This is a genomic window from Noviherbaspirillum aridicola, from assembly GCF_019656455.1.
In the GTDB taxonomy this organism is placed as follows: domain Bacteria; phylum Pseudomonadota; class Gammaproteobacteria; order Burkholderiales; family Burkholderiaceae_D; genus Noviherbaspirillum; species Noviherbaspirillum aridicola.
In genome coordinates, this window is sequence record NZ_BPMK01000014.1 from 43,344 (window position 1) to 67,915 (window position 24,572).

The following is a 24,572-nucleotide window of genomic DNA, read 5'->3' on the forward strand; positions in this document are numbered from 1 at the left end:
GAAAAACACCGGCCGGCATCACGCCGGCCTTCGCATTTGTAAAACATGAGCACCAGAACCCGCCTTTCCGGCAACAGCAAGAAACTCGCCTTCGCCCTGGCGGTGGTTTTCATTCTCCTGATGTGGCAGGTCGCCGCCTGGATCCTGCCCGACTTCCTGATGCCGGACGTGCCCACGGTGATCGCGCGGCTATGGGAAGAAACGCAGTCGGAGAACTTCCGCGCGGCGCTCTGGGGCAGCCTTGGCCGGCTCGGCGCGGGCTACGGCTCGGCGATGCTGTTCGGCGTCGGCTTCGGCCTGATCGGCGCCATCCTCTTCTTCTTCCGCGAAGTGCTGAAGTCGGCGATCATCATCCTGCAGTCGATTCCGTCCATCGCCTGGGTGCCGCTGCTCCTGATCGTGATGGGCTTCGGCAGCCTGCCGATCATCGTGGTGGTGGCGATCGCCGCCTTCTTCCCCGCCGCGCTGTCGGTGATGAACGCCACCGAAAGCGTGCAGCAGGTGCATGTGTCGGCCGCGCGTGTGATGGGCGCCTCGCGCTGGGAAATGATCAAGCGCGTCTATCTGCCGGCGGTGATGCCGGAACTGATCACTGGCGCCCAGCTCGCCTTCGGCAATGCCTGGCGCGCGCTGATCTCGGCCGAGATGCTGGTCGGCTTCGGCAAGGGCCTCGGCCGCTCGCTGTCCTACGCCGGCGAGACCGCCGACATGGTCGGCGTGATGACCAACATCCTCGCCATCGCGATCCTGGCGCCGCTGATCGACCAGCTGCTGCTGGAAAAGCTCAAGCATCGCGTGCTGCGCTACCAGTATGTGTGAGTGACGCCATGACCCGCCTGCCGGCTTCCTCCCTGTTGTGCGCGCTGCTGATGGCGGCCGGCGCCGCCTGCGCCGCACAGCCGGAGCGCGCGGCACAGCCGGGCCGGCTGCCGGCGGGTATCGCCTATCCGGTGCCGGAGTACAAGGGCGGCATGAAATTCCGCACGCCCGACGCGCTCGACCAGCAACTGCTGACCGAGGCCGCCAGGCGCATGAAGCTCACGCCCGCGATCGTGCGCAGCGACGCGTCGCAGGTCGGCGCGCAGCTCGCTTCAGGCCAGGTCCGGCTGGCGCTGCTGGCGATCGATCCGGCGAGGGCGCCGGCCGGGACCACCCTCGTTCCGACCGGTTACGTCGCCGCGCCGATGGCCGTCATGCGCACCGACACCGACATCAGGCGCTGGGAGCATCTGAAGGGGCGCAAGGTCTGCCTGTCCGAGGGCGGGCTGTATGTCGGCACGCTGGCGGCGAAGTACGGCGCCGTCGAGATCGTGCAACGCGCGCCGGCCGACTCGCTGCTGGCGGTGCGCACCGGCGCCTGCGACGCCGCCGTGCACGACAGCGCGATGCTGGAAGAACTCGTCAGGCTGCCGGAATGGAAGAAGTTTTCCGCCCGCCTGCCGGCCGGCCCCGGCGTGCCGCTGTCCTTCGTGGTGCCGTCGGCCGATGCCCGCACCATAAACATGCTCAGGCAGGCCGCGTCCGAGTGGAAATCATCCGGGTATCTGGAGCAGGCGATGAAGTCGGCGGTGCGGCATATCGCGTTCGAGGTGTATCTGGATCAGGATGTGCCGGATTGTCACTAGCCTCCGAGTGCGGCGGTAAGGGGGTCGCCGGTCAACTCATCAACGCGCTGGATATTCAGCCGGATATGCACACGCACGAGCGCGCACTGGTTCGGCACTACCGCGGTTGATCGGCTCACTGTGGTGGGTGATGACAAAGCGCTCCCCTTTCCTGACCTCCTGCATGACCTCGGACGAGTAAGTTCGCGCTTCATAAGTACCAATTCTCTTAGACATAGCTGCTCAGCATCTTCCACGTCACCCCCAGCCGCACATCCGTCCTCAGCGTCACCAGATGACGCGACAAATCCAGATTCGCCCGTTCGCGCCGCAGCCGCTCCCCGAGCGGGTTCATGAGGATGCCGGCGCCGGCCAGCACGCCGTCGAGATTGCCGTAGGTCTGCAGCAGCCTGGCCGCGGTCTTCATGCCGACCTTGGACACGCCCGGCACGCCGTCGGCCTTGTCGCCGACCAGCGCCAGCAGCTCGGGCAGCTGTTCCGGCGTGACGCCGAAGCGGTGCTCCACCCAGGCGCGGTCGTGCCACTCGCCCTTGAAGTGGTCCCACAATAATGCGCCGTGGGCGATCAGGCCATGCAGGTCGTGGTCGCTCGATGCGATCACCGCTTCGCCGCGGTTCTCCTGCAGCCAGCGCATGACGACGGTGGCGATCGCATCGTCGGCCTCGAAGCCGGGCACGCTGACCACCGCCAGCGGCAGGGCGCGCAGCTGTTCCTGGAAGTCCGGCAGACGCTGCGCCAGCTCCGGCGGCGGCGGCGCGTGGCCGGCGCGGTATTCGGGATGCAGGGCATGGCGCCAGGTCGGGCCGGGCCCGTCGAACACGGCCAGCGCGTGGCTGGGATGATGGGTGGCCAGCAGCTTGCGGAAGGATGAGAGCGCGTGGCGAAGCGCGGTCTCCGCCTTCAGGACGGGATCGGTTTCGTTGTTGGCCTCATAGACGCGGCGCAGGATGTTGAGGCCGTCGATGGCGAGCAGTCGGGACATGGCGGCAGCGGGCACGAGCGGACAGCCTGCATTGTATACCGCGCCCTCAGGCGACCACCGTGTCGGCCGCCGTCATCAGCCGGGCCACTTCCGATGCCGCCACCGGCCGGCCGAGCAGGAAGCCCTGGGCCACGTCGCAGCCGGCGGCCTTGAGAAACTCCGCCTGCTGCGCCGTCTCCACGCCCTCGGCCACCACCTTCAGGCCCATCTTGTGGGCGATGGCGATGATGGCTTCGGTGATGGCGACGTCGTCGGCGTCGTGCGGCACGCCCTTGACGAAGCCGCGGTCGATCTTGAGGCTGTCGAGCGGATACTGCTTGAGGCTGGCGAGCGAGGAATAGCCGGTGCCGAAATCGTCGATCGACAGGGCCACGCCCATGTCGCGTATGCGGTCGAGCAGCTCGATCGCCTCGCCCGGGTTGTGCATGATCGCGCTTTCGGTCAGTTCCAGCTCCAGCATCGAGGGCGGCAGGCCGCTGTTGTCGAGCGCCTCGCGGATGGTGTCGAGCAGGTCGTCGGCGGCGAACTGGCGCGCCGACAGGTTGACCGCGATATGGCCGAAGCGGCGGCCCTCGTCGAGCCAGGCCTTGCCCTGCCGGCAGGCTTCCTTCAGCACCCAGGCGCCGATCGGCACGATCAGGCCGTTCTGCTCGGCGAGGGCGATGAAGGTGCCGGGGAAGACCATGCCCAGCTCCGGGTGGCGCCAGCGGATCAGGGCCTCGACCCCGGCCAGCCTGCCGGTGGCGGTGGCGAACTGGGGCTGGTAGTGCAGCTCGAACTCGCCGCGTTCCAGCGCGCGTCGCAGGCTGTTCTCGAGCAGCATCTGCTCGAAGGCCTGGTGGTTCATGTCAGCGGTGAAGAACTGGAAGGTGTTGCGGCCGCGTTCCTTGGCGCGGTACATCGCGACATCGGCGTTCTTGAGCAGGGTGGGCGCATCCTTGCCGTCCGACGGATAGCAGGCGACGCCGACGCTGGCGGTGATGTACATCTCCTGGCCGTCGATCGAGAACGGCTGGGACAGCGTGCGGATGATGCGGTCGGCCAGCTTGGCGGCGCTGCCGCCGCCGGGCGTGTCGAGCGTGAGGATGGTGAATTCGTCGCCGCCGAGGCGGGCGATGATTTCATTGCCGGAGAGCTGCTGGCGCATGCGCTGGGTGGCGGCGACCAGCAGCTGGTCGCCGGCGGTATGGCCGAGGGTATCGTTGACGGTCTTGAAGCGGTCGAGGTCGATGAACAGCAGCGCCAGCTGCCGGCCCTCGTCCTGGGCATGCGCGATCTCCCGCGCGAAGCGGGCCATCATGCCGCTGCGGTTGAGGGTGCCGGTCAGGCTGTCGTGGCTGGCGAGGAAGCGCAGGCGGGTTTCGTCTTCCTTGCGCCGGGTGTTGTCGGTGAATACGCCGACATAGTTCGTCACGCGCTGCTCGGCGTCGCGCACCGTGGAAATCGACATCCAGGCGGGATACCAGTTGCCGTTCTTGCGGCGGTCGCGCACTTCGCCCTGCCAGAGGCCGTCGCGCCTGAGCTGGGCCAGGATTTCCTTGTTGGCTTCCGCGCCGCGTCCGGTGAGCATGCGCGACAGCTTGCCGGTGGCTTCCGCGGCGGAATAGCCGGTGATGCGGGTGAAGGCGGGGTTGACGGCCTCGATCCGGTGTTCGGCGTCGGTGATGATGATGCCTTCAGTGGCCGATTCGAACACCCGGTTCGCCAGCCGCGACTGGTGCTCGAAGGCGACCTGGCGGCTGACGTCGAGCGCCACGCCCATCACCGCCGGCCGGCCCTCGTATTCGCAGGCGCTGCCGTGGACATCGGCCCACATGACGCTGCCGTCCCGGCGCAGCGCGCGGTAGGTATAGCGGATGCTGGTGACCTCGCCTTCCAGCCGCAGCCGGTGGTTTTCGGTCAGGAGGGAAATGTCGTCCGGATGGGTGAGGTCGGCCACGGGCAGGCCGATCAGCTGCTCCGGCTCGTCATAGCCGAGCAGCTCGGCCGACTTGCGGTTGGCGTAGGCGACCTTGCCATCCTGGACCACGTACAGGCCGACCAGCGACTGCTCGACGAAATTGCGGAACTTGCGCTCGGACTCGCGCAGCGCGAGGTCGCTCTGCAGGCCCGGCGCGGTGACCACGCGCCAGATCAGCACGCCGACGGCGGGCGCCAGCACCAGCACTGCCAGCGGCGGCAGCGCCAGTCCCGCCAGCACCATGGCCGAAGCCGCTACCGCGCCCAGCGCCGCGCCTGTCCAGTGGCGCGAACTCCTGAGCTTCCTGCGCAAGTGGTCCGACCACTGCATCATGCCGACGTCTCCAATGGCTGGAGGCGCGCCGCGGGCGGCGATCCCCCTGTTGCTTGATTTGTGGGCGTTGATATTAGCAGCGGGGATGCAAATCCGAAACCTTTGTCGCTCCGCTCAGGAAAATCGTGTGGCGGAAAACGGCGCGAAGCGGTCGCCGCCGGTATCTCCGGCGATGGCCGCCGCCAGCCATTTCCCGGTATTGGCGGAGGCGGTCAGCCCGAGGTGGCCGTGGCCGAACGCGCACCACAGGCCGGGCAGCGACGGCACCGGGCCGAGCACCGGCAGGGAGTCCGGCAGGCAGGGGCGGTGCCCCATCCAGGTCGCCGGACGCTCGCCGAGCTTCAGCTGCGGAAAGCCGGCCAGCGCGGCGGCGCCGAGCAGCTGCGCGCGGCGCGCCGTCGGCGGCATGTCCAGGCCGCCGAACTCCACCGTGCCGGATATGCGCACCCCGGTCTCCATCGGCGCCAGGAAAACCTTGCGGTCCGCCAGCACCACCGGCCGCCCGAGCGACACGCCCGGCTCGGCCACGTGCAGGTGGTAGCCGCGCTGGCTCTCCAGCGGCACGCGCAGTCCGAACGGACGCAGCAGCGGGGCCGACCAGGCGCCGGCGGCGATCACCACGTCCGCCGCCGCGTAGGCGCCCGCCTCGCCGCGCACGGTCCAGCCGTCCACCCCCCTCTCCAGCCCCCGCACGCGGTCGCGGATGAAGGCCGCGCCACGCGCGCGCAGCGCCTCGGCCAGCGCGCCCGCATACCGGAAGGGCTCTGTGACCGCGCCCTGCCCGGGCATGAACACCGCGACCCGGTAATCCGGGCTGACCGACGGCTCCAGCGCCCGGATCGCGGCGGCGTCGATGACCTCGGCGGCCACGCCCCGTTCGCGCCGCAACCGCCAGCTGCCCGCATCCTTGGCCAGCGCCTGTTCATCCCGGTAGAGATGCAGCTGCCCGTTCTGCACCACCCGCTGCGGGCAGCCGATCTCGGCCGCGAGCGCCCGGTGGTTGTCCAGCGCGCCGGCAAACAGTGTGCTCAGCGCATCCGCGATGCCTTCGATCCGCGCCGGGTCCGCCGCCCGCACGAAGCGCAGCAGCCAGGGCGCGGCGCGCAGCCAGTAACGCGCCGGCACATGCAGCGGGCTGTCGGCATCGAGCAGCATCGCCGCCGCGTTGCGCATCACGCCGGGCATGGCCAGCGGCGCGACCGATCCGGAGGAAATCGCGCCCGCGTTACCGTACGAGCATTGCGAGCCGGGCGCTTCCGGGTCGATCAGGCGCACCTCGCGCCCCGCCTTGCGCAGCTCCCAGGCCACGCACAATCCGACGATGCCGGCGCCGATCACGATCACCGGCGGGTTTGCTGTGTCTTGCATGCTTGCTCCGTGTCCAACGACCCGACATCGTAGCGCGTCGGCGCCCATGGCGCTCTCCGCAAAACCACGGCACACTGGCGCGATCATGGAAAAACCCGACCTCGACACCATCCGCCGCCGCCTCGAAACCTTCCGCGACGAACGCGACTGGCGCCAGTTCCACACGCTCAAGGACCTGATCATCTCGGTCAACCTGGAGGCGGCCGAACTGCTGGAGCTGACGCAATGGAAGCGCGACGACGAACTGTCCCGGCTGCGAAACGATCCCGCGTTCCAGGAGCGACTGCGCGAGGAATGCGCGGATGTCTTTCTCTATCTGCTGCTCGTGGCCGGGGAAGCGGGCTTCGACCTGCTGCAGGCGGCGGCCGACAAGATCGAGAAGAATGCGGTCAAGTATCCGGTTGAGCGGGCGCGGGGGTCGGCGCGGAAGTATAGTGAGTTGGGGGATGAGGATTGAGGGTGCGGTGCAGGCCGGGCGTCTCCGTCGGGGGCGTGGTGGCATGACCCGGCAGGTCTTACCCATGTGACTGAGGCTGTACAGCCTCTCGTTCCGGTTTTCTCTCCGGTGCTGCGGTTCGGCAGCCACTTCGTGGACACAAGCCGGGACTGGCCCCGGCAAGCATCCACGGAGTGACTACCGCTTTGAAGCACCGAAGAGAAACAAGAAACGAGAGGGCCGCCCCCTCACCCCGGTAACCTCACCGCATACTGCCCCGTCTTCTCATCCTTACTCATCACCAGCAACTGCCGCTGCTGCGCATCCTCGATCAAATCCTTGAACGACCGATACCCGAAAGCCGCCTCATTGAAGCCAGGCCTGCGCCGCTTCATGGTCTGCTTGACCATCGAGGCCCAGATCTTTTCATCGCTGCCGCGCTCGGTGATCAGCGCTTCCACCGTCTCCACCGCGAAGTCGAGCACTTCCTGCCGGCGGTCGTCCTCGGTCTTTTCTTCGGTCTTTTCTTCGGTCCTGGCCTCGGCCTTGTCTTCAGCCTTCGGTTGCGCCTTGCCGGCCGGCTTCTTCGGCTGCGTCTTCTTCTCGGCCGGCTTGCGCCGCGCCTTCTGCTCGCGCACGAGATCGTCGTAGAAGATGAATTCGTCGCAGTTAGCGGCGAGCAGATCCGAGGTCGAATCGCGCACGCCGATGCCGATCACGTACTTGTTGTTCTCGCGCAGCTTGGACACCAGCGGAGAGAAATCGGAATCGCCGGAGATGATCACGAAGGTGTCCACATGCGCCTTGGTGTAGCACAGGTCAAGCGCGTCGACGACCATGCGGATGTCGGCGGAGTTCTTGCCGGACTGGCGCACGTGCGGGATCTCGATCAGCTCGAACGAGGCTTCGTGCATTGCCCCCTTGAACTCCTTGTAGCGCTCCCAGTCGCAGTAAGCCTTCTTGACCACGATGCTGCCCTTGAGCAGCAGGCGCTCGAGTACGCGTCGGATGTCGAAGTTCGCATAGCGCGCGTCGCGCACGCCGAGCGCGATGTTCTCGAAGTCGCAGAACAGGGCCATGCTGGTGATTTCGAATTGTGAGGCCATGGGATGGTGATGATTTGCAAAACGGATAAAGCGCGATTGTGCCGGGGAATCGCCGCGGCGTCGACCTCGGCCATCCCGCGGGGGGCTTGAGCAAACACAAGGCCGGCTTGCGCGGCCTTTGATCTGATGTGATGGCCGTACAGCAGATACGGCCAACAACAATCGGAGACAAACATGACCATCCTGCGCAAGCCAAGCCGCCTGCTGGCGGTACTCGCACTGACCGCATCCGTCGCTTCCCTCACCGGCGTCGCCCACGCCCAGGCCCAGACCCAGGACTGCTTCCCCTCGAAGTTCGGTCCCAATGACCAGATCGGCAATCTCAACTACGTGACGCCGCAGAAGACGCTGGAGGCGTCCAAGCTGATCAAGACCGGCAAGAGCTACCGGCTGGGTATCGAGACCAACCGCAACACCCCGGCCTACGCGCCGCGCACCTTCGAGCTCACGGTGGTGCAGCCCGGCCAGGAGAACGGCCCGATCGGCCCCTCGCGCACCACCTACAACGACGACATCATCAACGGCTGGGTCGGCATCGGCTCGCAGCTCGACGGCCTCGGCCATCTCGGCATCAATGGCGTCTACTACAACTGCAACCGGGCCACCGATTTCGTGCGCAAGGAAGGCCTGCAGAAGCTGGGCATCGAGACCGTGCCGCCGATCGCCACCCGTGCCGTGCTGCTCGACATGACCGCCTACTTCAACGCCAATCCGGTCAAGGAGGGCACCGCCTTCAACCGCGCCGAGATCGAGGGCGCGATGAAGAAGCAGGGCATCAAGTCGATCGAAAAGGGTGACGTGGTGCTGTTCTACACCGGCTGGAGCAAGCTGGTCGGCCAGGACAATGCGCGCTACAACGCGGGCGAGCCCGGCCTCGGCGTGGAAGGCGCGCGCTATCTCGCCTCGCTCGGGGTGGCCATGATCGGGTCCGACAGCTGGGGCCTGGAAGTGCTGCCGGCCGAGCCGAACGCGGGCGTGTTCGAGGTGCACCAGATCCTGCTGGCGATCAACGGCATCTACATCCTCGAAAACATGAACACCGAGGAGATGGTGCGCGACCAGGCCTGGGAAAGCTTCTTCACGCTGGGGCCGTCCCGCATCACGGGCGCGGTGCAGGCGATCATCAATCCGATCGCCATCCGCTGACGGCCCTGCAGCGCTCCGCGTTATCGCGCATACTGGCCGCAAACGAACCCGGGGGGCCGCGCCTCCCGGAATAACCGGAGACGCCGATGATCGACCTCTACACCGCGGCCACGCCGAACGGCCACAAGATATCCATCGTCCTCGAAGAACTCGCGCTGCCCTACACGCTGCACGCGCTGGACCTGTCGAAGAACGAACAGAAGCAGGACTGGTTCCTCGCCATCAACCCCAACGGCCGCATTCCGGCCATCGTCGATCGCGACGCCGGCGATTTCGCGGTGTTCGAATCCGGCGCCATCCTGATCTACCTCGCGGAGAAGACGGGCCGGCTGATGCCCGCCGACGCGAAGGGCCGTTCGCGCGTGCTGCAATGGCTGATGTTCCAGATGGGCGGCGTCGGCCCGATGATGGGGCAGGCCAATGTCTTCTACCGCTACTTCCCGGAGAAGATCCAGCCCGCGATCGACCGCTACCAGGGGGAGAGCAGGCGATTGTTCCGCGTGCTCGACGGCCACTTGAAGAACAACGAATACCTGGCCGGCGATTACTCGATCGCCGACATCGCCAACTGGGCGTGGGTGCGCACCCATCGCTGGTCGGGTGTCGAGATCGACGACCTGCCGCATCTCGCGCGCTGGGTGCAGGCGATCCGCGCGCGGCCCGCGGTGCAGAAGGGCATCGAGGTGCCGCCGTCGACCATCAACCTCGGCAAGGCGGACGACAAGGAGGTCGAGCGGTTTTCCGCCGAGGCGCGCAAGATGGTCGAGACCGGCCAGTCGCGCCGGGAGGGCGTATGAGCATGAAGCTCTATACCGCGCCGCGCGCGCCCAACCCGCGCCGGGTCACCATGTTCATCGCCGAGAAAGGCATCCCGGACATCGAACTCGTGCCGGTGGACCTCAACGGCGGCGAACACCGCGGCACCGCCTTCCGCGCGCGCAATCCCGTCGCGCGCGTGCCGGTGCTGGAACTGCCCGACGGCCGCTGCCTCGCCGAGAGCCGCGCGATCTGCACCTATCTCGAGGGCCTGCATCCCGCGCCCAACCTGATGGGGGAAAGCGTCGAGGAGCGCGCCTTCATCGAAATGGCCGACCGCCAGGTCGAGCTGCATTTCTTTTTCCTGGTCGCAAACTGCATCCGCCACACCCATCCGGGGCTGGCGGTGCTGGAGCAGCCGCAGTTCGCCGATTTCGGCCGGGCGCAGGGAGACAGGGTGCTGGAGGCGGCACGCGTACTGGACGAGCAGCTGGCGCGCCATGCCTGGCTCGCCGGCGCGCGCTTCACCATCGCCGACATCACCGCCTACTGCGCGCTGGAGTTCGCGCGCGGCCTGATGAAGTTCCGTCCCGGCGATCACGGCCTGGCGCGGCTGCAAGCCTACCGCGACCGCATCGCCGAGCGGCCCTGCGCCGCCTGAAACCGCTTCAGAGGCGCCGGATCAGCGGCGCGTAGAACCGGTTGGCCACGCTCTCCAGCACGGCCACCGCGCGCCGCCGCGCCGGCGGCAGGTGACGGGTGAGCACCGCGCTGTATTCCAGCATCGGACGGCCGCCGCGCTCGCGCTTGTACGCGGTCTGGCCGGGGCCGAGACAGAGCGTGGCATTGCCGAGCATGGTTTCTTCCAGCAGGCGGGTCATCAGCAGGCGGTAGACCTGGGTGGCGCGCGGCAGGGCGGGATTGCAGCCGAGGATGGGGACGCTGATGCTGTCGCCGATGCGGAAGATGCCGGCCACCGCCTGCAGGCGCCCCTCGTCGTCGCGGAAGCCGCGGAATTCCATCAGGCCCGCCTGATGCCAGTACTGCATGAAATGCGCGGTGTAGTGCGGATGGGCCCAGCCGTGGGGCGCGGTGTCCATCGCCGCGTGCAGCGCGGCGATGCGCGGAAAATCCGCCGGGTAGATGTCGTTCCTGCCGACCGTCCACATCGAGGTGCGCTGCAGGCGCGCCAGGTCGCGTTCCAGGCCGGCGCCCATGCGCAGCTTGAGGCCGATGCCGTCGAATACCCAGACCTGCCGCGTCGGCAGCAGCGCGAAACCGGCGTCCCTGAGCGAGGCGATGAGTGCGGCATTGCGTTCGGCGTTGAGCGAACGGATCCAGAGCGCGTGCTGCGGCCAGCGCCCGACCGCGCGCTCGATCATCGTGTTGAGCGTGCGCCGCGACATGACGGGATGGAAGCAGGTGTCGATCAGCCAGTTGTTGACGAAGACCGCGCGGTCGATCGATGCGCGGTCGAGCATGCCGCCGAACAGGCCGAACAGGCCGGCGCTGCAGCGCGACAGCGCCGGCCCGAGCCGCTCCCGCAGCATGTGCGGCATGCCGTCGCCCCAGGTGGCGCGCGGCGAGCAGATCCAGGCATTGCCCGGTTCGCCGTAAGTGATGGTGGCGGGGAGAATGACATCGTCGACGCGCAGGATATCGATGTCGGCCGTGACATTGCGGATGAAGGGACGGGTGTCGCGCCGGGCGTGGATCATGCCGAACAGCTCGGCGCGCAGCGCATGCCCGCCGCGATTGACCAGCGCCGGCAGTTGATTCATGAATGGACCCAATGCTCGCCCTCCGTCCGCCGCCCTCGCCTGCTTCCCGCAGGCGGGGGCAATTGTTTTCCCGAGCTGCGATTAATAATCCTTTTGTTAATCAAACTGCAAGATGATTTGCAAGTTGCAACACGATCCCGGCGATTTGCCGGCGAAATGATGCAGGAAGGCGACACGAGACAAGGCCTGCACGGCTGCCCGACAAGCGGTCGACTGTGCACCGGCGATTGAGCTTCGCCCGCGCTTTGCGCAGAATGCCGGTATGTCCCGCCACGCCGTCACCGCCGGTGCGCTCCGGCCGCCCTCATGCTGAAGACACTCATTCACCGTCTCCTCCGCCGCCGCGCGGAACCGGCGGCGGCGGAAGAGCCGCTCGTCAGTCCGCTCACCGTGCTCGCCGTCGACCCGGCGCCCGCCGTCGAGCTGATCGACGTCGACCATCTCTGGCTGCCCTGGCTGCTCGGCGCGGGCGAGGCGGTGGCGCAAGACCTCGGCGAGGCGGAAAGCCGCACCCTGCGCGCCCTCAAGCGCGTGGCCGACGAGGCCGACCCGGCCACCGCCGAGCTGGTGCCGCGCCTTCCCGCCATCATTCCGGTCCTGCTGCGCAGCCTGCGAGACCGCAATGTCTCGCAGTCGCAGCTGGCGGCCCAGGTGGAGCAGGACGCGGTGCTGGTGGCGGCGATCCTGCGCCAGGTGAACAGCGCCTGGTTCCAGCGCGCGGCGCCGGTGCGCACCATCGAGGAGGCGCTGGCGATGATCGGCCAGAACGGCCTGCGCATGCTGGTCGCGAGCGTCGCGTTCAAGCCGCTGTTCTCCGCCGGCCTCGGGCCGTTCACCGGCACCGGCGCGCCGCGGGTGTGGGCGCTGTCGGCGCCCTATGGCTTTGCCTGCCGGCGGCTGGCCGCGCACTTCGGCGCCGACGCCTTCGAGACCTTTCTCGCCGGGCTGCTGCGCAAGGTCGGCGTCATCGTCGCCCTGCGCCTGCTCGATCAGGCCGGCACCGCGCACCCGGGCGAGCTGCGCTCGCTGGCCTTCCAGGCGAGCTTCGGCCACTACTGCCGGCGCCTGTCGCGGCTGGTCGGCAGCAGCTGGGAGTTTCCGCCGCAGGCGGTGGCCGCCGCCGCCGGCGACGCCTGGCAGAGCAACGAGGAGATGCTGCGCGCGCTGGGCGCCGCCGACCGGCTCGCCAAGCTGCATGTGCTGCTCGGCGCGGGCGCGCTGCGCGAAGAGCTCGCCGATGCATGCCTGGAGGGCGAGGAAGAAATCCGCTGCTGGCGCGAGATGGCGGCCCTCGACCGGGACAAGGCGGCGCAGGCGACGGAAAGCCGGAACTGATCGGCGGCGGGCGCCTCTGAACCTGAAAGCCCGGTGCCCGTCAGCAAACCGCCATGCCCGCCATCATCCGCAGCCTGCTCGAAACCGACCTCTACAAGTTCACGATGTGGCAGGCGCTGCTGCACAGCCATCCCGGGGCGCAGGCGGAGTATGAATTCTTCTGCCGCAACAGCCCCGCGTTCCCGCTGGCGGAGCTGAAGGCGGACGTGGAACGCGAACTCGACCACTTGTGCGGCATGTCCTTCTCGGGCGAGGAGCTCGACTACCTGCGCGGCCTGCGCTTCATCAGGAGCGATTTCGTCGACTTCCTCTCCGTGTTCCGCTTCCAGCGCCGGTTCATCTCGGTCGAGGCCGACGGCGCGGAGCTGCGCATCGTCGCGCGCGGTCCGCAGGTGCACGTGATGGGCTTCGAAATCTACGTGCTGTGCATCGTCAGCGAGCTATACGGCCGCCGCCTCGCCGGCGACGACGCGCTCGCCGAGGGCCGCAGGCGGCTGGCGGCCAAGCTCGCCCGGCTGCGGGCGTTCGCGGGGGAAGCACCGTGCCGGCATCCGTTCCAGTTCTTCGACTTCGGCACGCGGCGCCGCTTCTCCGCGGCATGGCAGGATGAAGTGGTGAGTGCGCTGGCGCGCGAGGCGCCGGCCCATTTCCGCGGCACGTCCAACGTCTGGCTGGCGATGCGCCACGGCCTGGTGCCGATCGGGACCATGGCGCATGAGTACCTGCAGGCCTACCAGGGCTTCGGCGTGCGGCTGCGCGACTTCCAGAAGGCGGCGCTGGAGGGCTGGGTGCAGGAATACCGGGGCGATCTCGGCACCGCGCTGACCGACGTGGTGGGCATGGATGCCTTCCTCGCCGATTTCGACCTGTACTTCGCCAAGCTGTTCGACGGCCTGCGGCACGACTCGGGCGACCCGGTCGCATGGGGCGAAAAGGCGCTCGCCCACTATGCGCGGCTGCGTCTCGATCCGCATACCAGGCGGCTGGTGTTCTCCGACGCGCTCGACTTCGACAAGGCCTTCGCGCTGTACCGCCATTTCGGCGATCGCATCATGACCGGCTTCGGCATCGGCACCCACCTCACCAACGATGTCGGCATCAGGCCGCTCAACATCGTCATGAAGCTCATGTCCTGCAACGGCCAGCCGGTGGCCAAGCTGTCGGATGCGCCCGGCAAGACGCTGTGCCGGGACGAGACTTTCCTGGCCTATCTTCGCCAGGTCTTTCAGCATCCCGGCTGATGCATGCGCTGGCGCAGAAGCGCCGCCGCGCGCCGTCCCTAGAATGAAGCCGTTCACGGAGCAGGCGACATGACGGATCCCGCAAGCGACATTCCCGCACGGCTCGACCGGCTCCCCTGGTCGGCCTGGCACTGGCGCGTGGTGCTGTCGCTCGGCGTGGCCTGGGTGCTCGACGGCCTGGAAGTCACGCTGATCGGCTCGCTCGGCAGCGTGCTCGAGCGCGAGGACACGCTCGGCCTGTCCGCCGCCGAAGTCGGCTGGACCGGCTCGCTCTACATCGGCGGCGCGGTGATCGGCGCGCTGATCTTCGGCCGTCTCACCGACCGCCTGGGGCGCAAGAAACTGTTCATGATCACGCTGGCGGTCTACATGCTGGCCACGCTCGCCACCGCCTTCGCCACCAGCTTCGCCTTCCTCTCGGTATGCCGCTTCATCACCGGACTGGGGATAGGCGGCGAGTACGCGGCCATCAATTCCGCCATCGACGAACTCATTCCGGCGCGCGTGCGCGGTCGCGTCAATCTCGCCATCAATGCCAGCTTCTGGATCGGCGCGGCGCTTGGCGCGGCGCTGAGCCTGGTGCTGCTCGATCCGCGGGTGCTGGGGCCGGCGCTCGGCTGGCGCGCCTGTTTCCTGCTCGGCGCGGTGCTGGCGATCGCGATCGTGCTGGTGCGGCGGCATGTGCCCGAGAGCCCGCGCTGGCTGCTCATGCACGGCAGGGCGGAGCAGGCGAACCGCATCATCGAGGATATCGAGGCCCAGGTGCGGCGCCAGCACGGCCCGCTGTCGCAGGTGGAACGGCGGCATGACTGCGGCCACGGCACGCCCGGCTGGCGCCAGGTGGCGGCGGTGCTGCTGCACCATTACCGGCGCCGCAGCACGGTGGTGATGGCGATGATGATCGCGCAGGCCTTCGTCTACAACGCGATCTTCTTCACCTACTCGCTGGTGCTCACCCGCTTCTACCAGGTGCCGGACAACCGGGTCGCGCTCTATATCTTTCCTTTTGCACTCGGCAATGTGCTCGGGCCCTTCCTGCTCGGTCCGCTGTTCGACAGCGTCGGCCGGCGCCGGATGATCGCCCTCACCTATGCGCTGTCCGGCCTCGGCCTGATCTTCACCGGCGTCGCCTTCATGTCGGGCTGGCTCAACGCCGGCACCCAGGCGCTGTGCTGGAGCGCCGTGTTCTTCGTCGCCTCCACCGCGGCGAGCTCGGCCTACCTCACGGTCAGCGAGGTCTTCCCGCTCGAAATGCGCGCGCTCGCCATCTCCATCTTCTATGCGATCGGCACCGGCACCGGCGGATTTCTGGCGCCGGTCCTGTTCGGCTGGCTGATCGACAGCGGAAGCCGGGACGCGGTCGCCGCCGGCTACGGACTCGGCGCCGCTCTCGCGCTCGGCGCGGGCTGGCTGGCGCAGCGGCACGCGGTGGACGCGGAGCGCAAGTCGCTGGAGGACGTGGCGAAGCTCGAGACCTGACCGGGCGGCGCGCGCACCTGCCGGCGCCCGGCTAGAATGCTCCCGTCTTCGTTTGCCGTTGCGGGGTCCGCACAATGAGCCAGTCTGCGATGAAGCCGGTCAGTTCCCTGCCGGGCCTCGGGCCGCGCAGCGTCGAGCAGCTCGCCCGTGTCGGCATCCACGGTGCCGATACCCTGCTGGCGAGCGATCCGTTCGAAGTCTATGCCCGCCTCAGGCAAGCCGTGCCGGGTACCGGGCTCAACGCCCTGTACGCGCTGATCGGCGCGATCGAGAACAGGCACTGGATCGATATCAAGCGTGAGCGGCGCGCCGAGATCCTGATCCGGCTCGACAGGATGGGCCTGGCGCCGAAGTAGGTGGTCCTCAGCGCACGGTCTCGTGCGGCGTCAATGCCTCGCGCACGGCTGCCCTGAGCCGCTCGTATGCCGCCTGCTCGCCGAAATCCCTGCGCAGCCGGGAGAGATCGGTGAAGGCCGTCGCGCCGAGCAGCCTGGCGGCGGAACGTATGCCGCGCAACACCGCCTCCGAATGTCCGCTGCCCTCGCCGAGCAGCAGGTAGAACGGCAGGCCGCGGGCATGCGGATGGGTTTTCGCGCTGCGCAGGAAATCGAACATCGCGCCGCGGTCGAAATGCACGCCGCAGGCGATCATGCCGATGTCGGGACCGAGCGCGGCCTCCGCCTCCCTCAGGGTGTGACAGACAACGGCGCAGAACTCCGGGCCGAGCGCCCCCGTGACCAGCGGCAGGTCTTCGGGGCGGACAGCGACAAGGATTTTTTTCGCACCCACGTATGTGTCGGCATAGTCGTTGATGGAATGATCATATACCGTTCCGGCATACGTGGAAACCCGTAGACCGGAGTCAGCGGAGTCATCGGACGTCCGGAGACCTCAGCGGACGGCACCGCCGGTCTGCGCCTGCAGCGGCCGATACGTCTCACCATGCCGCATCACGAAAAAATCCTGCTCCGCCACGCCCTGCGCCTCGCGCGCGAGGGCCAGGTCCCTGGGCGCCTGGTCGAGCCGCTCCTGCCCCATCGGAAAGGTCCCCCAGTGCATGCCGACGCTGCGCCGGATGCGCAGCTCCCGGTGGATTCTCACCGCCTCCTCGGGACTGACATGGGAATTGCGGTACCAGATCGGCTGGTAGGCGCCGATGCCGATCGCCGCCAGGTCGAAGCCGTCGAAGCGCGCTGCGATATCCTGCACATCCCTGGAATAGGCGAGGTCGCCCGAAAAAAAGAATGAAAAACCGGGCCGCCTGACCGCGTACGCCCCCCACAGGGTGGCATTGCGGTCCCACGGCGTGCGGGACGACCAGTGGAAGACCGGCAGCAGGTGAAGCTCGAGACCGCGCAGTTCCGCCTTGTCCCACCAGTCGAGCTTGACGATGCGCGAGCGGTCGCCGCCGGTGATGTGCTCCTCCAGCCACCGGTCCACGCCGAGCGGCGCGAACAGCACCGGCGGCCCGCCCTTCTGCCGGTACAGTGCGCGCAGGGAGTCGAGCGACAGGTGGTCGTAATGCGAGTGACTGATCAGCACCGCGTCGATATGCGGCAGTTCGGCCAGTGCCACGCCCGGCGGCTGGTGACGCCTCGGACCCGCGAAGGACAGCGGCGAAGCGCGGTCCTCGAACACCGGATCGGTCAGGATATTGAGGCCCGAGCCCGTCTGGAACAGGAAGGTCGCATGCCCGATCCAGGTCAGCGCCGGCTCGCTCCTGTTCGCGTGGATGAAATCGAGGTCAGGCTTGACCGTGGGGATGGGCGCGAGCGGCTCCCGCGATTCGCTGCCGGTGGTCCAGTTCCTCAGGCGCGATACCCAGGCCTCGACGAAGCCGGTCTCCGGTCGCTGGTAGGCGGGATTCGGGGGATAGTTGTTGACGAAGCCCTGCGGCGTGTGGTGGCGCTTGCCGGCGTCGTAGTAGGGATTGACGTTGGTGCAGGCTGCGCAGGCCAGGCTGAGCGCGAGCACCGGCAGAAGCGTGTGGAGGCGCATCGGGTCGGCGGAGTGTTGGTCGAACCCGAAAGTATAGGGACAAGGGCAGAAGCGCGCTTTTGCCGGGCCGGAGGCGCCTTGCAGCCCCATGCGCCGGTTGCCGAATCGTCAAAAAACTGTCCGCGATCAGTAAATTCCCGCTTGCACCGGGCAACACCTGCACGCAGCGCCGACGACGGCGAGCCACCTGCGCGCGGGCGCAGTAAAATACGAGGTTTTGCAGGTTTTCGAGGAACGGAAAAAAATGAGTGCCATGCACGAGGAACGCGTCCTGAGCGTCCATCACTGGACCGATCGTCTTTTCAGCTTCACCACCACGCGCGACCCGGCGCTGCGCTTTTCGAACGGCCATTTCACCATGATCGGCCTGCGCGTCGAGGGCAAGCCCATCCTGCGCGCCTACAGCATCGTCAGCGCCAACTACGAAGAACACCTGGAATTCCTGAGCATCAAGGTGCCGGACGGCCCGCTCACCTCGCGCCTGCAGCACATCAAGGTCGGCGACACCATCATCGTCGGCCGCAAGCCCACCGGCACGCTGCTGATCGACTACCTGCTCCCCGGCCGCCGCCTCTACCTGCTGTCGACCGGCACCGGCCTCGCGCCCTTCATGAGCGTCATCCGCGACCCCGAGACCTACGAGAAATTCGAACAGGTGGTACTGGTGCACGGCGTGCGCCAGGTGAACGAACTCGCGTACCACGACTACCTGACCCAGGAACTGCCCAGGCATGAATTCCTCGGCGAGATGGTGAGCGAGAAGCTGCTCTACTACCCGACCGTCACCCGCGAGCCCTTCAAGAACACCGGCCGCGTCACCGACCTCATCAGCAACGGCAAGCTCTTCACCGACCTCGGCACGCCGCCGCTCAATCCCCGGGAAGACCGCGTCATGATCTGCGGCAGCCCGGAAATGCTGCGCGACCTCAAGCGCATGCTGGAAGAGCGCGACTTCAAGGAAGGCAACACCACGCGCCCGGGCGATTTCGTGATCGAGCGCGCGTTCGCGGAGCAGTAATCGGTGGGTCGCGTCGCCCGGCGGATCACTGCCGGGGGCGACCGTGCCGGATCATCCGTCTGCCGGGAGTCGGATGACAGGCGGGCATGCTGAAAGCGGGCGCGTGACTGTCAAGAGCGCGAGGACAGGACAGCCTCGATGGAAGGGAAACTCGAAGAAGCGCCCGCCCCGAGCAGCAGCAGCCAGCGAATCTCGTTGTTGCCACGTGCCGTGGCCAGGTCGTAAAGAGAGCCGCCGCGCGCAGTGCCGGCTTTCGGATCTGCGCCCGCCCTCAGCAATTCCCTCACGCTGTCCACGCAGCCGCGCTCTACCGCCAGCTCGAGCGGCGTTTTGCCGCTGTATGCTTTGGCATTCGGATCCGCGCCGGCTGCCACCAGAAATGCAATCGAGGCGGGGCTGTTTTCAACAGCGTCCCGCACCAGCCTCCCGCCCGTCGGTCCGCGGATGGCGTCGGCGACGATGGGGTTGGCTGCCAGGGCAGCCACGCTTTCAGGCCGGTTGTTCAGCACCGCGATATCAAGTGGTGTATCCCCGGAGTCGTCGAAGGCGGTTGGATTCACGCCCGCCTCGATCAGCATTGCAATCGAAGCCGGGCTGGTGAAGACCGCATTACGCAGGAGTGCTTCGCCCGTGCGCCCGCGCATGTGCTCACGGACACTCCCGGCGGCGAGCATTGCGGCCACAATCTCGGGCCGGTCATGTTGTATTGCCAACTGCACGGGCATCGCTCCGGTCTCGTCGCTGGCGCCCGGATCGGCGCCGGCCGCGATCAGCGCCGGAATGGAGTCCGGACTGTTCATGATGGCCAGACGCAGCAGCGCGGCACCCGTACTGCCGCCGAGCCCCTCCTCGACCCCCGGTTGCGACAGCAGAATGGCCACGCTTTCGGAACGGTTCTGCAGCACGGCGTGTTCGAGCGGAGTCTGACCGAGTTCCGGCGCGCCCGGATTCACGCCGGCGGTGACAAGCAGCGGTATGGAGGCGGGGCTGTTCACAATCGCGCTGCGCAGGATGCGCCGCCCAGTACTGTCGGAGACACTGTTGCAGACTCGCGCGTCATCAAGCAGGGCCCTTGCCGCGGCCGGACGGTTTTTTTCGACCGCGGCCTCAAGGGGCGTCTTGTTCGCAACATCCTTGACCAGCGGGTCCGCGCCGTAACGCAGATAACGGGCGACCAGCGCCGGCAGGTTTTCATCCTCGCAGAGCGCCACGGCCCGATGCAGACTGGTCCTGCCTTCGTCGTCTCTGCCATTGATATCCACCCCTGACTCAAGCATCTGTTTCAGCATGCGCACGCTGGACTGCGCGGCAAGATCGACCGGCGTCATGCCCTGCTTGTCGGTGAGCGCGAGATTCGCCTTGCCGAGCAGCGCCTTCGCCCAGTCACGCTTGCCTGCGCGCACGGCAAGGTGCATGAGTGTGTCGCCATTGGCATCCCGCTGATTCGGATCGACCTTGTCGTGGCCGAGCAGGACGTCGACGACATCGAACCGTTTCTGCGTCAGCCAGTACTTGAGCTCATTCTCCGGGAAGGGATTCGGATCCACCCCGTCAGCGTCAAGCAACGCCCGGAACACATCGAACTGCCCGCGGTGAGCGGCGAGCTTCAGGGCCGACATGCCACCTTCGAGGATGTGATGCGGGCTCATGCCATTCTCCAGCAACTTCCGTACTGCCCCGACGTCACCGCTCTTGACGGCAAGCCGAAAGCGCGTGGGGTTGTCGACCGCCAGCGCGGCGCGCAGGCGGCGCCCCACATTCGACGAACCCGGATGATGAGGCACGTGTCCGTGCTGAGCGGACGCGACTGGAGCGCTTGATGTGGAAGCCTCAGGAGGTGGCTGTGATCCAGTCCTCGAATGGGAAAAAGCGCTGGCAACGTGTGACAGGATACGCATGGCAGACAAGGCAGCACCTAGGGTGCCCGGGCGTTGTTGAAAGCCCTTGTGTTTCAGGCGCGGGCAAACGGTTCCATTGGGCGTCTCTTCCCACCAGCGCGGATGTCACCGCCATCTCGGTGTCGGTGCTGTGTCTCCGGAAGAAAAAAAGGCTGACCTGTGCGGCCAGCCTTTCCTCTGTGGAGACTTCGAACAAACACTCAGACGTCGATATTCCCCGCCTGCAGCGCATTGCTCTCGATGAAGGCCCGGCGCGGCTCCACGTCATCGCCCATCAGCGTGGTGAAGATCTGGTCCGCGGCGATGGCGTCCTCGATCTGCACCCGCAGCAGGCGGCGCACGTTCGGATCCATCGTGGTTTCCCACAGCTGCTCGGGATTCATTTCGCCCAGACCCTTGTAGCGCTGCTTGGTGACGCCGCGCTCGGCTTCGGCGCGCAGCCAGTTCATCGCTTCCGGGAAGTCGCGGATGGTGACTTCCTTGGCCTTGTCGCCCTGGCCGCGGCGGGCCATGGCGCCCGGGCCGATCAGGCCCTTGAAGGTGGCGGCGGCGCTGGACAGGGTCTGGTAGTCGGGGCCGTGCAGGAATTCCGCATCGATCACGCTGACCTTGATGTTGCCGAAATGGCGGCGCTGGATGCGCAGGCTGTGCTTGGCCGAGAGCTCGTCGGAACGAACCACGACGTCGATGTCCGGGTCGTTGATCGCCTTGGTCAGCGCCTCTGCCGAGGCGGCGGCGCTGTCGCCGTCGTCGAGATTGAGCTGGCAGCCGTTGATGATGGCCGACAGCGCCGCGCGGTCGATCGCGCCGGACAGGCGCATGACGATCGCGTTGGCGGTGTTGTACTGGCGGACCAGCTCTGCCAGCGCGTCGCCGACGATGGGTTGCGCGCCTTCCTGCGGAATGATCGCCGCATCGTGCAGCGCGATCTGCATCATGTACTGCGCCTCTTCGATGTCATCCTTCAGATAGCGCTCGTCCTTGCCGTGCTTGACCTTGTACAGCGGCGGCTGCGCGATGTACACGTGGCCGCGCTCGACCAGCTGCGGCATCTGGCGATACAGCAGGGTGAGCAGCAGGGTGCGGATGTGGGCGCCGTCGACGTCGGCATCGGTCATGATGATGATGCGGTGGTAGCGCAGCTTCTCGACATTGAATTCATCGGGGCCGATGCTGGTGCCGAGCGTGGCGATCAGGGTGGTGATCTGCTCGGAGGACAGCATCTTTTCGAAGCGGGCCTTTTCGACGTTGAGCACCTTGCCGCGCAGCGGCAGGATGGCCTGGAACTTGCGGTCGCGGCCCTGCTTGGCGGAGCCGCCCGCGGAGTCGCCCTCGACGATGTAGAGCTCGCACAGCGCCGGGTCCTTTTCCTGGCAGTCGGCCAGCTTCGCCGACAGGCCGAGGCCGTCCATCACGCCCTTGCGGCGGGTGAGTTCGCGAGCCTTGCGCGCGGCTTCGCGGGCGCGCGCGGCCTCGACGATCTTGCCGCAGATGATCTTGGCGTCGTTGGGCTTTTCGAGCAGGAAGTCGGTCAGGGTCTTGGCGACGATTTCCTCCACCGGGCCGCGCACCTCGCTCGACACCAGCTTGTCCTTGGTCTGCGAGCTGAACTTCGGCTCGGGCACCTTCACCGACAGCACGCAGGTCAGGCCTTCGCGCATGTCGTCGCCGCTGACCTCGACCTTGGCCTTCTTGGCGAAGTCGTTTTCTTCGATGTACTTGTTGATGACGCGCGTCATCGCCGCGCGCAGGCCGGTCAGGTGGGTGCCGCCGTCGCGCTGCGGGATGTTGTTGGTGAAGCAGAGCACCTGCTCGTTGAAGGCGTCGTTCCACTGCATGGAGACGTCGACGCCGATCATCGTGCCCTGCTCCGAGACCTTCTCGCCGGTGGCCTGGAAGATGGTCGGATGCAGCACGTTCTTGTTCTTGTTGATGTATTCGACGAAGCCGCGGGTGCCGCCTTCGAACGCGAAGTCCTCTTCCTTGCCGGTGCGCTGGTCGGTCAGCTTGATGTGCACGCCGTTGTTGAGGAAGGACAGTTCGCGGATGCGCTTGGCCAGGATGTCGTAATGGAACTCGACATGCGTGAAGATTTCTTCATCGGCCCAGAAATGCACTTCGGTGCCGCGCTTGTCGGTGTCGCCGGTGACCTTGATCGGGGAGATGGCGACGCCGTCCTGGCTGGCGATCTCGCGGTTCTGCACCACGCCCTTGGCGAACTCCATCTGGTGGACCTTGCCGTCGCGGCGGATGGTCAGGCGCAGCAGCTTGGACAGCGCGTTCACGCAGGACACGCCGACGCCGTGCAGGCCGCCGGAGACCTTGTAGGAGTTCTGGTCGAACTTGCCGCCGGCGTGCAGCTCGGTCATCACGATCTCTGCCGCGCTTCGCTTCGGATCATGCTTGTCGTCCCACTTGATGCCGGTCGGGATGCCGCGGCCGTTGTCGGTGACGGAGATCGAGTTGTCGGCGTGGATGGTGACGTGGATTTCGGAGCAGTGGCCGGCGAGCGCCTCGTCGATCGAGTTGTCGAGCACTTCGAAAACCAGATGGTGCAGGCCTGTGCCGTCGGAGGTGTCGCCGATGTACATGCCCGGACGCTTGCGCACCGCTTCCAGGCCTTCGAGGATCTGGATCGAGGACGCGCTGTACTGGCTGCCGGATTGCGGCTCGGGAGTGGCTTCTTGAGGGAGTGCGGACATGGCTACCTTCTGTGTTTCGAATGACTACCAAAGAGCGGTCTGGACGATGTGCCCAGAATTTTCAAAATTCCTTAAAGCGGCAAAGGGGTGCGCTGTGATCGCGCCCCCCTTTCGCCTGCTTGCTTATGTGTTCCTTAGATCCATCAGATACGCATGGGCATCACGACATACTTGAAGTCGGCGTTGTCGGGCAGGGTGATCAGCGCCGAGGAGTTGGCATCGCCGAGGGCGATGTTGATGTTGTCGGTTTTCAGATTGTTGAGCACGTCGAGCAGATAGGTGACGTTGAAGCCGATGTCGATGCTGTCGCCGCCGTAATCGATCTCGAGCTCTTCCACCGCCTCTTCCTGGTCGGCGTTGGTGGAGCTGATCTTCAGGCTGCCCGGCGCGATGATGCAGCGCACGCCCTTGAACTTGTCGCTCGTCATGATGGCCGCGCGCTGCAGCGCGTGCAGCAGCGTCTGGCGGTCGATCGTGAAGTTGTTCTTGTAGCCCTTCGGGATCACGCGCGTGTAGTCGGGGAACTTGCCCTCGACGAGCTTGGAGATCAGCTCGATGTCGGCAAACGTCAGCTTGACCTGGTTGTTGGCGATTTCGAGCTCGACCGGATTGTCGAGGTCTTCCAGCAGGCGCTGCAGTTCGAGGATGGTCTTGCGCGGGATGATCACTTCCTGGCGCTGGAAGTCCTGGTCGGTCTCGACCTGGCAGAACGCGAGGCGGTGGCCGTCGGTGGCGACCGCGATCACGTTCTTGCCGTCGACGACCAGCAGCAGGCCGTTGAGGTAGTAGCGGATGTCCTGCTGCGCCATCGCGAAGTGGACCATGTTGAACAGGTGCTTGAGCGTCTTCTGCGGCAGCGTCACGCGCGCGTTGTAGTGCTCAGCCTGGGCGACGGTCGGGAATTCCTCGGCTGCCAGGGTCTGCAGCGCGAAGCGCGACTTGCCGGACTGGACCGTCATGCGCTTGTTGGCCAGCGACAGCGACACGTCGCCGGAGTCGGGCAGCGCGCGCAGGATGTCGAGCAGCTTGCGGGCGGCGACGGTGGTGGCGCCGACTTCGCCGCCGACGCCCACGTCGGCGTGCGTGGTGATCTGCACTTCAATGTCGGTGGACAGGAAGGAGACCTTTTCACCGTCCTTGCGAATGAGGATATTGGCCAGAATCGGCAGCGTGTGCCGACGCTCGACAATACCACTCACGATCTGCAGCGGCCGGAGCAGCGTGTCTCTTTGGGTTTTAACCAATTGCATGCTTTAGTCCTTGTATTGGTTGAATGAGGCGTTGCGATGGTTCGGGTGGCGGGACTCCGCAGGCCGGAATCCATATAAGGCGAAACCCCTCTATTTTGACAGAAAAGGGGGCAGCCAAAGAAATCTTCGTCACGTTTTTTTAACAGAGTGACAACATC

General features: G+C 66.5%; 20 protein-coding genes and 1 pseudogene. 11 read left to right on the forward strand and 10 right to left on the reverse strand.

Annotated elements, in window-relative coordinates; all coding sequences use genetic code 11:
* The first annotated feature begins 45 nt into the window (after positions 1-45).
* Entirely contained in the window at positions 46-819 is a 774-nt protein-coding gene (locus NCCP691_RS15585) for an ABC transporter permease (protein WP_220809478.1), read from the forward strand.
* An 8-nt stretch (positions 820-827) separates the two neighbouring features.
* Positions 828-1,625, forward strand: coding sequence for a type 2 periplasmic-binding domain-containing protein (locus tag NCCP691_RS15590; protein ID WP_220809479.1), 798 nt, complete (start codon positions 828-830; stop codon positions 1,623-1,625).
* Between the two features lie 208 nt (positions 1,626-1,833).
* Here NCCP691_RS15590 and NCCP691_RS15595 read toward each other — a convergent pair whose 3' ends face one another.
* From NCCP691_RS15595 to NCCP691_RS15605, 3 genes are all read right to left on the reverse strand, one after another.
* Positions 1,834-2,607 carry a 5'-3' exonuclease gene (locus NCCP691_RS15595; RefSeq protein ID WP_220809480.1) on the reverse strand — a complete coding sequence of 258 codons (774 nt, stop codon included), beginning with the start codon at positions 2,605-2,607 and terminating at the stop codon, positions 1,834-1,836.
* Positions 2,608-2,653: 46 nt separating this feature from the next.
* Positions 2,654-4,900 carry a putative bifunctional diguanylate cyclase/phosphodiesterase gene (locus NCCP691_RS15600; RefSeq protein WP_220809481.1) on the reverse strand — a complete coding sequence of 749 codons (2,247 nt, stop codon included), beginning with the start codon at positions 4,898-4,900 and terminating at the stop codon, positions 2,654-2,656.
* Between the two features lie 114 nt (positions 4,901-5,014).
* Positions 5,015-6,268, reverse strand: coding sequence for an NAD(P)/FAD-dependent oxidoreductase (locus tag NCCP691_RS15605; protein ID WP_220809482.1), 1,254 nt, complete (start codon positions 6,266-6,268; stop codon positions 5,015-5,017).
* 85 nt (positions 6,269-6,353) lie between these two features.
* Between NCCP691_RS15605 and NCCP691_RS15610 the strand changes: the two genes are divergently transcribed.
* The gene (locus NCCP691_RS15610) at positions 6,354-6,725 is read left to right on the forward strand and encodes a nucleotide pyrophosphohydrolase (protein WP_220809483.1); all 372 of its coding nucleotides are present in this window, start codon (positions 6,354-6,356) and stop codon (positions 6,723-6,725) included.
* A gap of 604 nt (positions 6,726-7,329) precedes the next feature.
* On the opposite strand, the pseudogene NCCP691_RS21635 reads toward NCCP691_RS15610, so the two are convergent.
* A pseudogene (locus NCCP691_RS21635) lies at positions 7,330-7,810 on the reverse strand (NYN domain-containing protein); the annotation flags it as partial.
* A 174-nt stretch (positions 7,811-7,984) separates the two neighbouring features.
* Here NCCP691_RS21635 and NCCP691_RS15620 point away from each other — a divergent pair.
* The 3 genes from NCCP691_RS15620 (at position 7,985) to NCCP691_RS15630 (ending at position 10,373) form a co-directional block, all read left to right on the forward strand.
* Positions 7,985-8,956, forward strand: coding sequence for a cyclase family protein (locus tag NCCP691_RS15620; RefSeq protein WP_220809485.1), 972 nt, complete (start codon positions 7,985-7,987; stop codon positions 8,954-8,956).
* Between the two features lie 86 nt (positions 8,957-9,042).
* Complete coding sequence (locus NCCP691_RS15625) at positions 9,043-9,753, forward strand: glutathione S-transferase family protein (protein ID WP_220809486.1); 711 nt, start codon at positions 9,043-9,045, stop codon at positions 9,751-9,753.
* A gap of 2 nt (positions 9,754-9,755) precedes the next feature.
* Positions 9,756-10,373 (forward strand): glutathione S-transferase family protein, encoded by a 618-nt coding sequence (locus NCCP691_RS15630; RefSeq protein WP_220809561.1) that lies wholly within the window; start codon positions 9,756-9,758, stop codon positions 10,371-10,373.
* Positions 10,374-10,380: 7 nt separating this feature from the next.
* On the opposite strand, the gene NCCP691_RS15635 is transcribed toward NCCP691_RS15630, so the two are convergent.
* Positions 10,381-11,493, reverse strand: a complete 1,113-nt coding sequence (locus NCCP691_RS15635) for a GNAT family N-acetyltransferase (RefSeq protein WP_220809487.1) — start codon at positions 11,491-11,493, stop codon at positions 10,381-10,383.
* 306 nt (positions 11,494-11,799) lie between these two features.
* On the opposite strand from NCCP691_RS15635, the gene NCCP691_RS15640 reads away from it, so the two are divergent.
* The 4 genes from NCCP691_RS15640 to NCCP691_RS15655 all read left to right on the forward strand — a co-directional run bounded on the left by NCCP691_RS15640 (position 11,800) and on the right by NCCP691_RS15655 (position 15,904).
* Positions 11,800-12,828, forward strand: a complete 1,029-nt coding sequence (locus tag NCCP691_RS15640; RefSeq protein WP_220809488.1) for an HDOD domain-containing protein — start codon at positions 11,800-11,802, stop codon at positions 12,826-12,828.
* A 53-nt stretch (positions 12,829-12,881) separates the two neighbouring features.
* On the forward strand, positions 12,882-14,069 hold the full coding sequence (pncB, locus tag NCCP691_RS15645) for a nicotinate phosphoribosyltransferase (protein WP_220809489.1): 1,188 nt from the start codon (positions 12,882-12,884) through the stop codon (positions 14,067-14,069).
* Between the two features lie 69 nt (positions 14,070-14,138).
* Positions 14,139-15,548 carry an MFS transporter gene (locus NCCP691_RS15650; RefSeq protein WP_220809490.1) on the forward strand — a complete coding sequence of 470 codons (1,410 nt, stop codon included), beginning with the start codon at positions 14,139-14,141 and terminating at the stop codon, positions 15,546-15,548.
* Positions 15,549-15,622: 74 nt separating this feature from the next.
* Positions 15,623-15,904 carry a TfoX/Sxy family DNA transformation protein gene (locus tag NCCP691_RS15655; RefSeq protein ID WP_238482461.1) on the forward strand — a complete coding sequence of 94 codons (282 nt, stop codon included), beginning with the start codon at positions 15,623-15,625 and terminating at the stop codon, positions 15,902-15,904.
* 7 nt (positions 15,905-15,911) lie between these two features.
* On the opposite strand, the gene NCCP691_RS15660 is transcribed toward NCCP691_RS15655, so the two are convergent.
* Both NCCP691_RS15660 and NCCP691_RS15665 read right to left on the reverse strand, forming a co-directional pair.
* The gene (locus NCCP691_RS15660; RefSeq protein ID WP_220809491.1) at positions 15,912-16,337 is read right to left on the reverse strand and encodes a hypothetical protein; all 426 of its coding nucleotides are present in this window, start codon (positions 16,335-16,337) and stop codon (positions 15,912-15,914) included.
* A gap of 102 nt (positions 16,338-16,439) precedes the next feature.
* The gene (locus NCCP691_RS15665; RefSeq protein WP_220809492.1) at positions 16,440-17,546 is read right to left on the reverse strand and encodes an MBL fold metallo-hydrolase; all 1,107 of its coding nucleotides are present in this window, start codon (positions 17,544-17,546) and stop codon (positions 16,440-16,442) included.
* A 244-nt stretch (positions 17,547-17,790) separates the two neighbouring features.
* On the opposite strand from NCCP691_RS15665, the gene NCCP691_RS15670 reads away from it, so the two are divergent.
* Complete coding sequence (locus NCCP691_RS15670) at positions 17,791-18,564, forward strand: ferredoxin--NADP reductase (RefSeq protein ID WP_220809493.1); 774 nt, start codon at positions 17,791-17,793, stop codon at positions 18,562-18,564.
* A 110-nt stretch (positions 18,565-18,674) separates the two neighbouring features.
* Here NCCP691_RS15670 and NCCP691_RS15675 read toward each other — a convergent pair whose 3' ends face one another.
* The 3 genes from NCCP691_RS15675 to dnaN form a co-directional block, all read right to left on the reverse strand.
* Positions 18,675-20,348: an ankyrin repeat domain-containing protein gene (locus NCCP691_RS15675; RefSeq protein WP_220809494.1), complete on the reverse strand. Its 1,674-nt coding sequence runs from the start codon at positions 20,346-20,348 to the stop codon at positions 18,675-18,677.
* Positions 20,349-20,662: 314 nt separating this feature from the next.
* Positions 20,663-23,164: a DNA topoisomerase (ATP-hydrolyzing) subunit B gene (gyrB, locus tag NCCP691_RS15680; protein ID WP_220809495.1), complete on the reverse strand. Its 2,502-nt coding sequence runs from the start codon at positions 23,162-23,164 to the stop codon at positions 20,663-20,665.
* Between the two features lie 143 nt (positions 23,165-23,307).
* Entirely contained in the window at positions 23,308-24,414 is a 1,107-nt protein-coding gene (gene dnaN / locus NCCP691_RS15685) for a DNA polymerase III subunit beta (RefSeq protein ID WP_220809496.1), read from the reverse strand.
* Positions 24,415-24,572 lie beyond the last annotated feature (158 nt).

What these genes read in the sequence shown, in the direction of transcription:
- NCCP691_RS15610 (WP_220809483.1), top strand. Translation starts at nt 6,354, where the DNA reads ATGGAAAAACCCGACCTCGACACCATCCGCCGCCGCCTCGAAACCTTC.
- NCCP691_RS15625 (WP_220809486.1), top strand. Translation starts at nt 9,043, where the DNA reads ATGATCGACCTCTACACCGCGGCCACGCCGAACGGCCACAAGATATCC.
- NCCP691_RS15630 (WP_220809561.1), top strand. Translation starts at nt 9,756, where the DNA reads ATGAAGCTCTATACCGCGCCGCGCGCGCCCAACCCGCGCCGGGTCACC.
- NCCP691_RS15595 (WP_220809480.1), bottom strand. Translation starts at nt 2,607, where the DNA reads ATGTCCCGACTGCTCGCCATCGACGGCCTCAACATCCTGCGCCGCGTC.
- NCCP691_RS15650 (WP_220809490.1), top strand. Translation starts at nt 14,139, where the DNA reads ATGACGGATCCCGCAAGCGACATTCCCGCACGGCTCGACCGGCTCCCC.
- NCCP691_RS15620 (WP_220809485.1), top strand. Translation starts at nt 7,985, where the DNA reads ATGACCATCCTGCGCAAGCCAAGCCGCCTGCTGGCGGTACTCGCACTG.
- NCCP691_RS15605 (WP_220809482.1), bottom strand. Translation starts at nt 6,268, where the DNA reads ATGCAAGACACAGCAAACCCGCCGGTGATCGTGATCGGCGCCGGCATC.
- NCCP691_RS15655 (WP_238482461.1), top strand. Translation starts at nt 15,623, where the DNA reads ATGAGCCAGTCTGCGATGAAGCCGGTCAGTTCCCTGCCGGGCCTCGGG.
- dnaN (WP_220809496.1), bottom strand. Translation starts at nt 24,414, where the DNA reads ATGCAATTGGTTAAAACCCAAAGAGACACGCTGCTCCGGCCGCTGCAG.
- NCCP691_RS15665 (WP_220809492.1), bottom strand. Translation starts at nt 17,546, where the DNA reads ATGCGCCTCCACACGCTTCTGCCGGTGCTCGCGCTCAGCCTGGCCTGC.
- NCCP691_RS15640 (WP_220809488.1), top strand. Translation starts at nt 11,800, where the DNA reads ATGCTGAAGACACTCATTCACCGTCTCCTCCGCCGCCGCGCGGAACCG.
- NCCP691_RS15635 (WP_220809487.1), bottom strand. Translation starts at nt 11,493, where the DNA reads ATGAATCAACTGCCGGCGCTGGTCAATCGCGGCGGGCATGCGCTGCGC.
- NCCP691_RS15585 (WP_220809478.1), top strand. Translation starts at nt 46, where the DNA reads ATGAGCACCAGAACCCGCCTTTCCGGCAACAGCAAGAAACTCGCCTTC.
- NCCP691_RS15590 (WP_220809479.1), top strand. Translation starts at nt 828, where the DNA reads ATGACCCGCCTGCCGGCTTCCTCCCTGTTGTGCGCGCTGCTGATGGCG.
- NCCP691_RS15670 (WP_220809493.1), top strand. Translation starts at nt 17,791, where the DNA reads ATGAGTGCCATGCACGAGGAACGCGTCCTGAGCGTCCATCACTGGACC.
- NCCP691_RS15600 (WP_220809481.1), bottom strand. Translation starts at nt 4,900, where the DNA reads ATGATGCAGTGGTCGGACCACTTGCGCAGGAAGCTCAGGAGTTCGCGC.
- pncB (WP_220809489.1), top strand. Translation starts at nt 12,882, where the DNA reads ATGCCCGCCATCATCCGCAGCCTGCTCGAAACCGACCTCTACAAGTTC.
- gyrB (WP_220809495.1), bottom strand. Translation starts at nt 23,164, where the DNA reads ATGTCCGCACTCCCTCAAGAAGCCACTCCCGAGCCGCAATCCGGCAGC.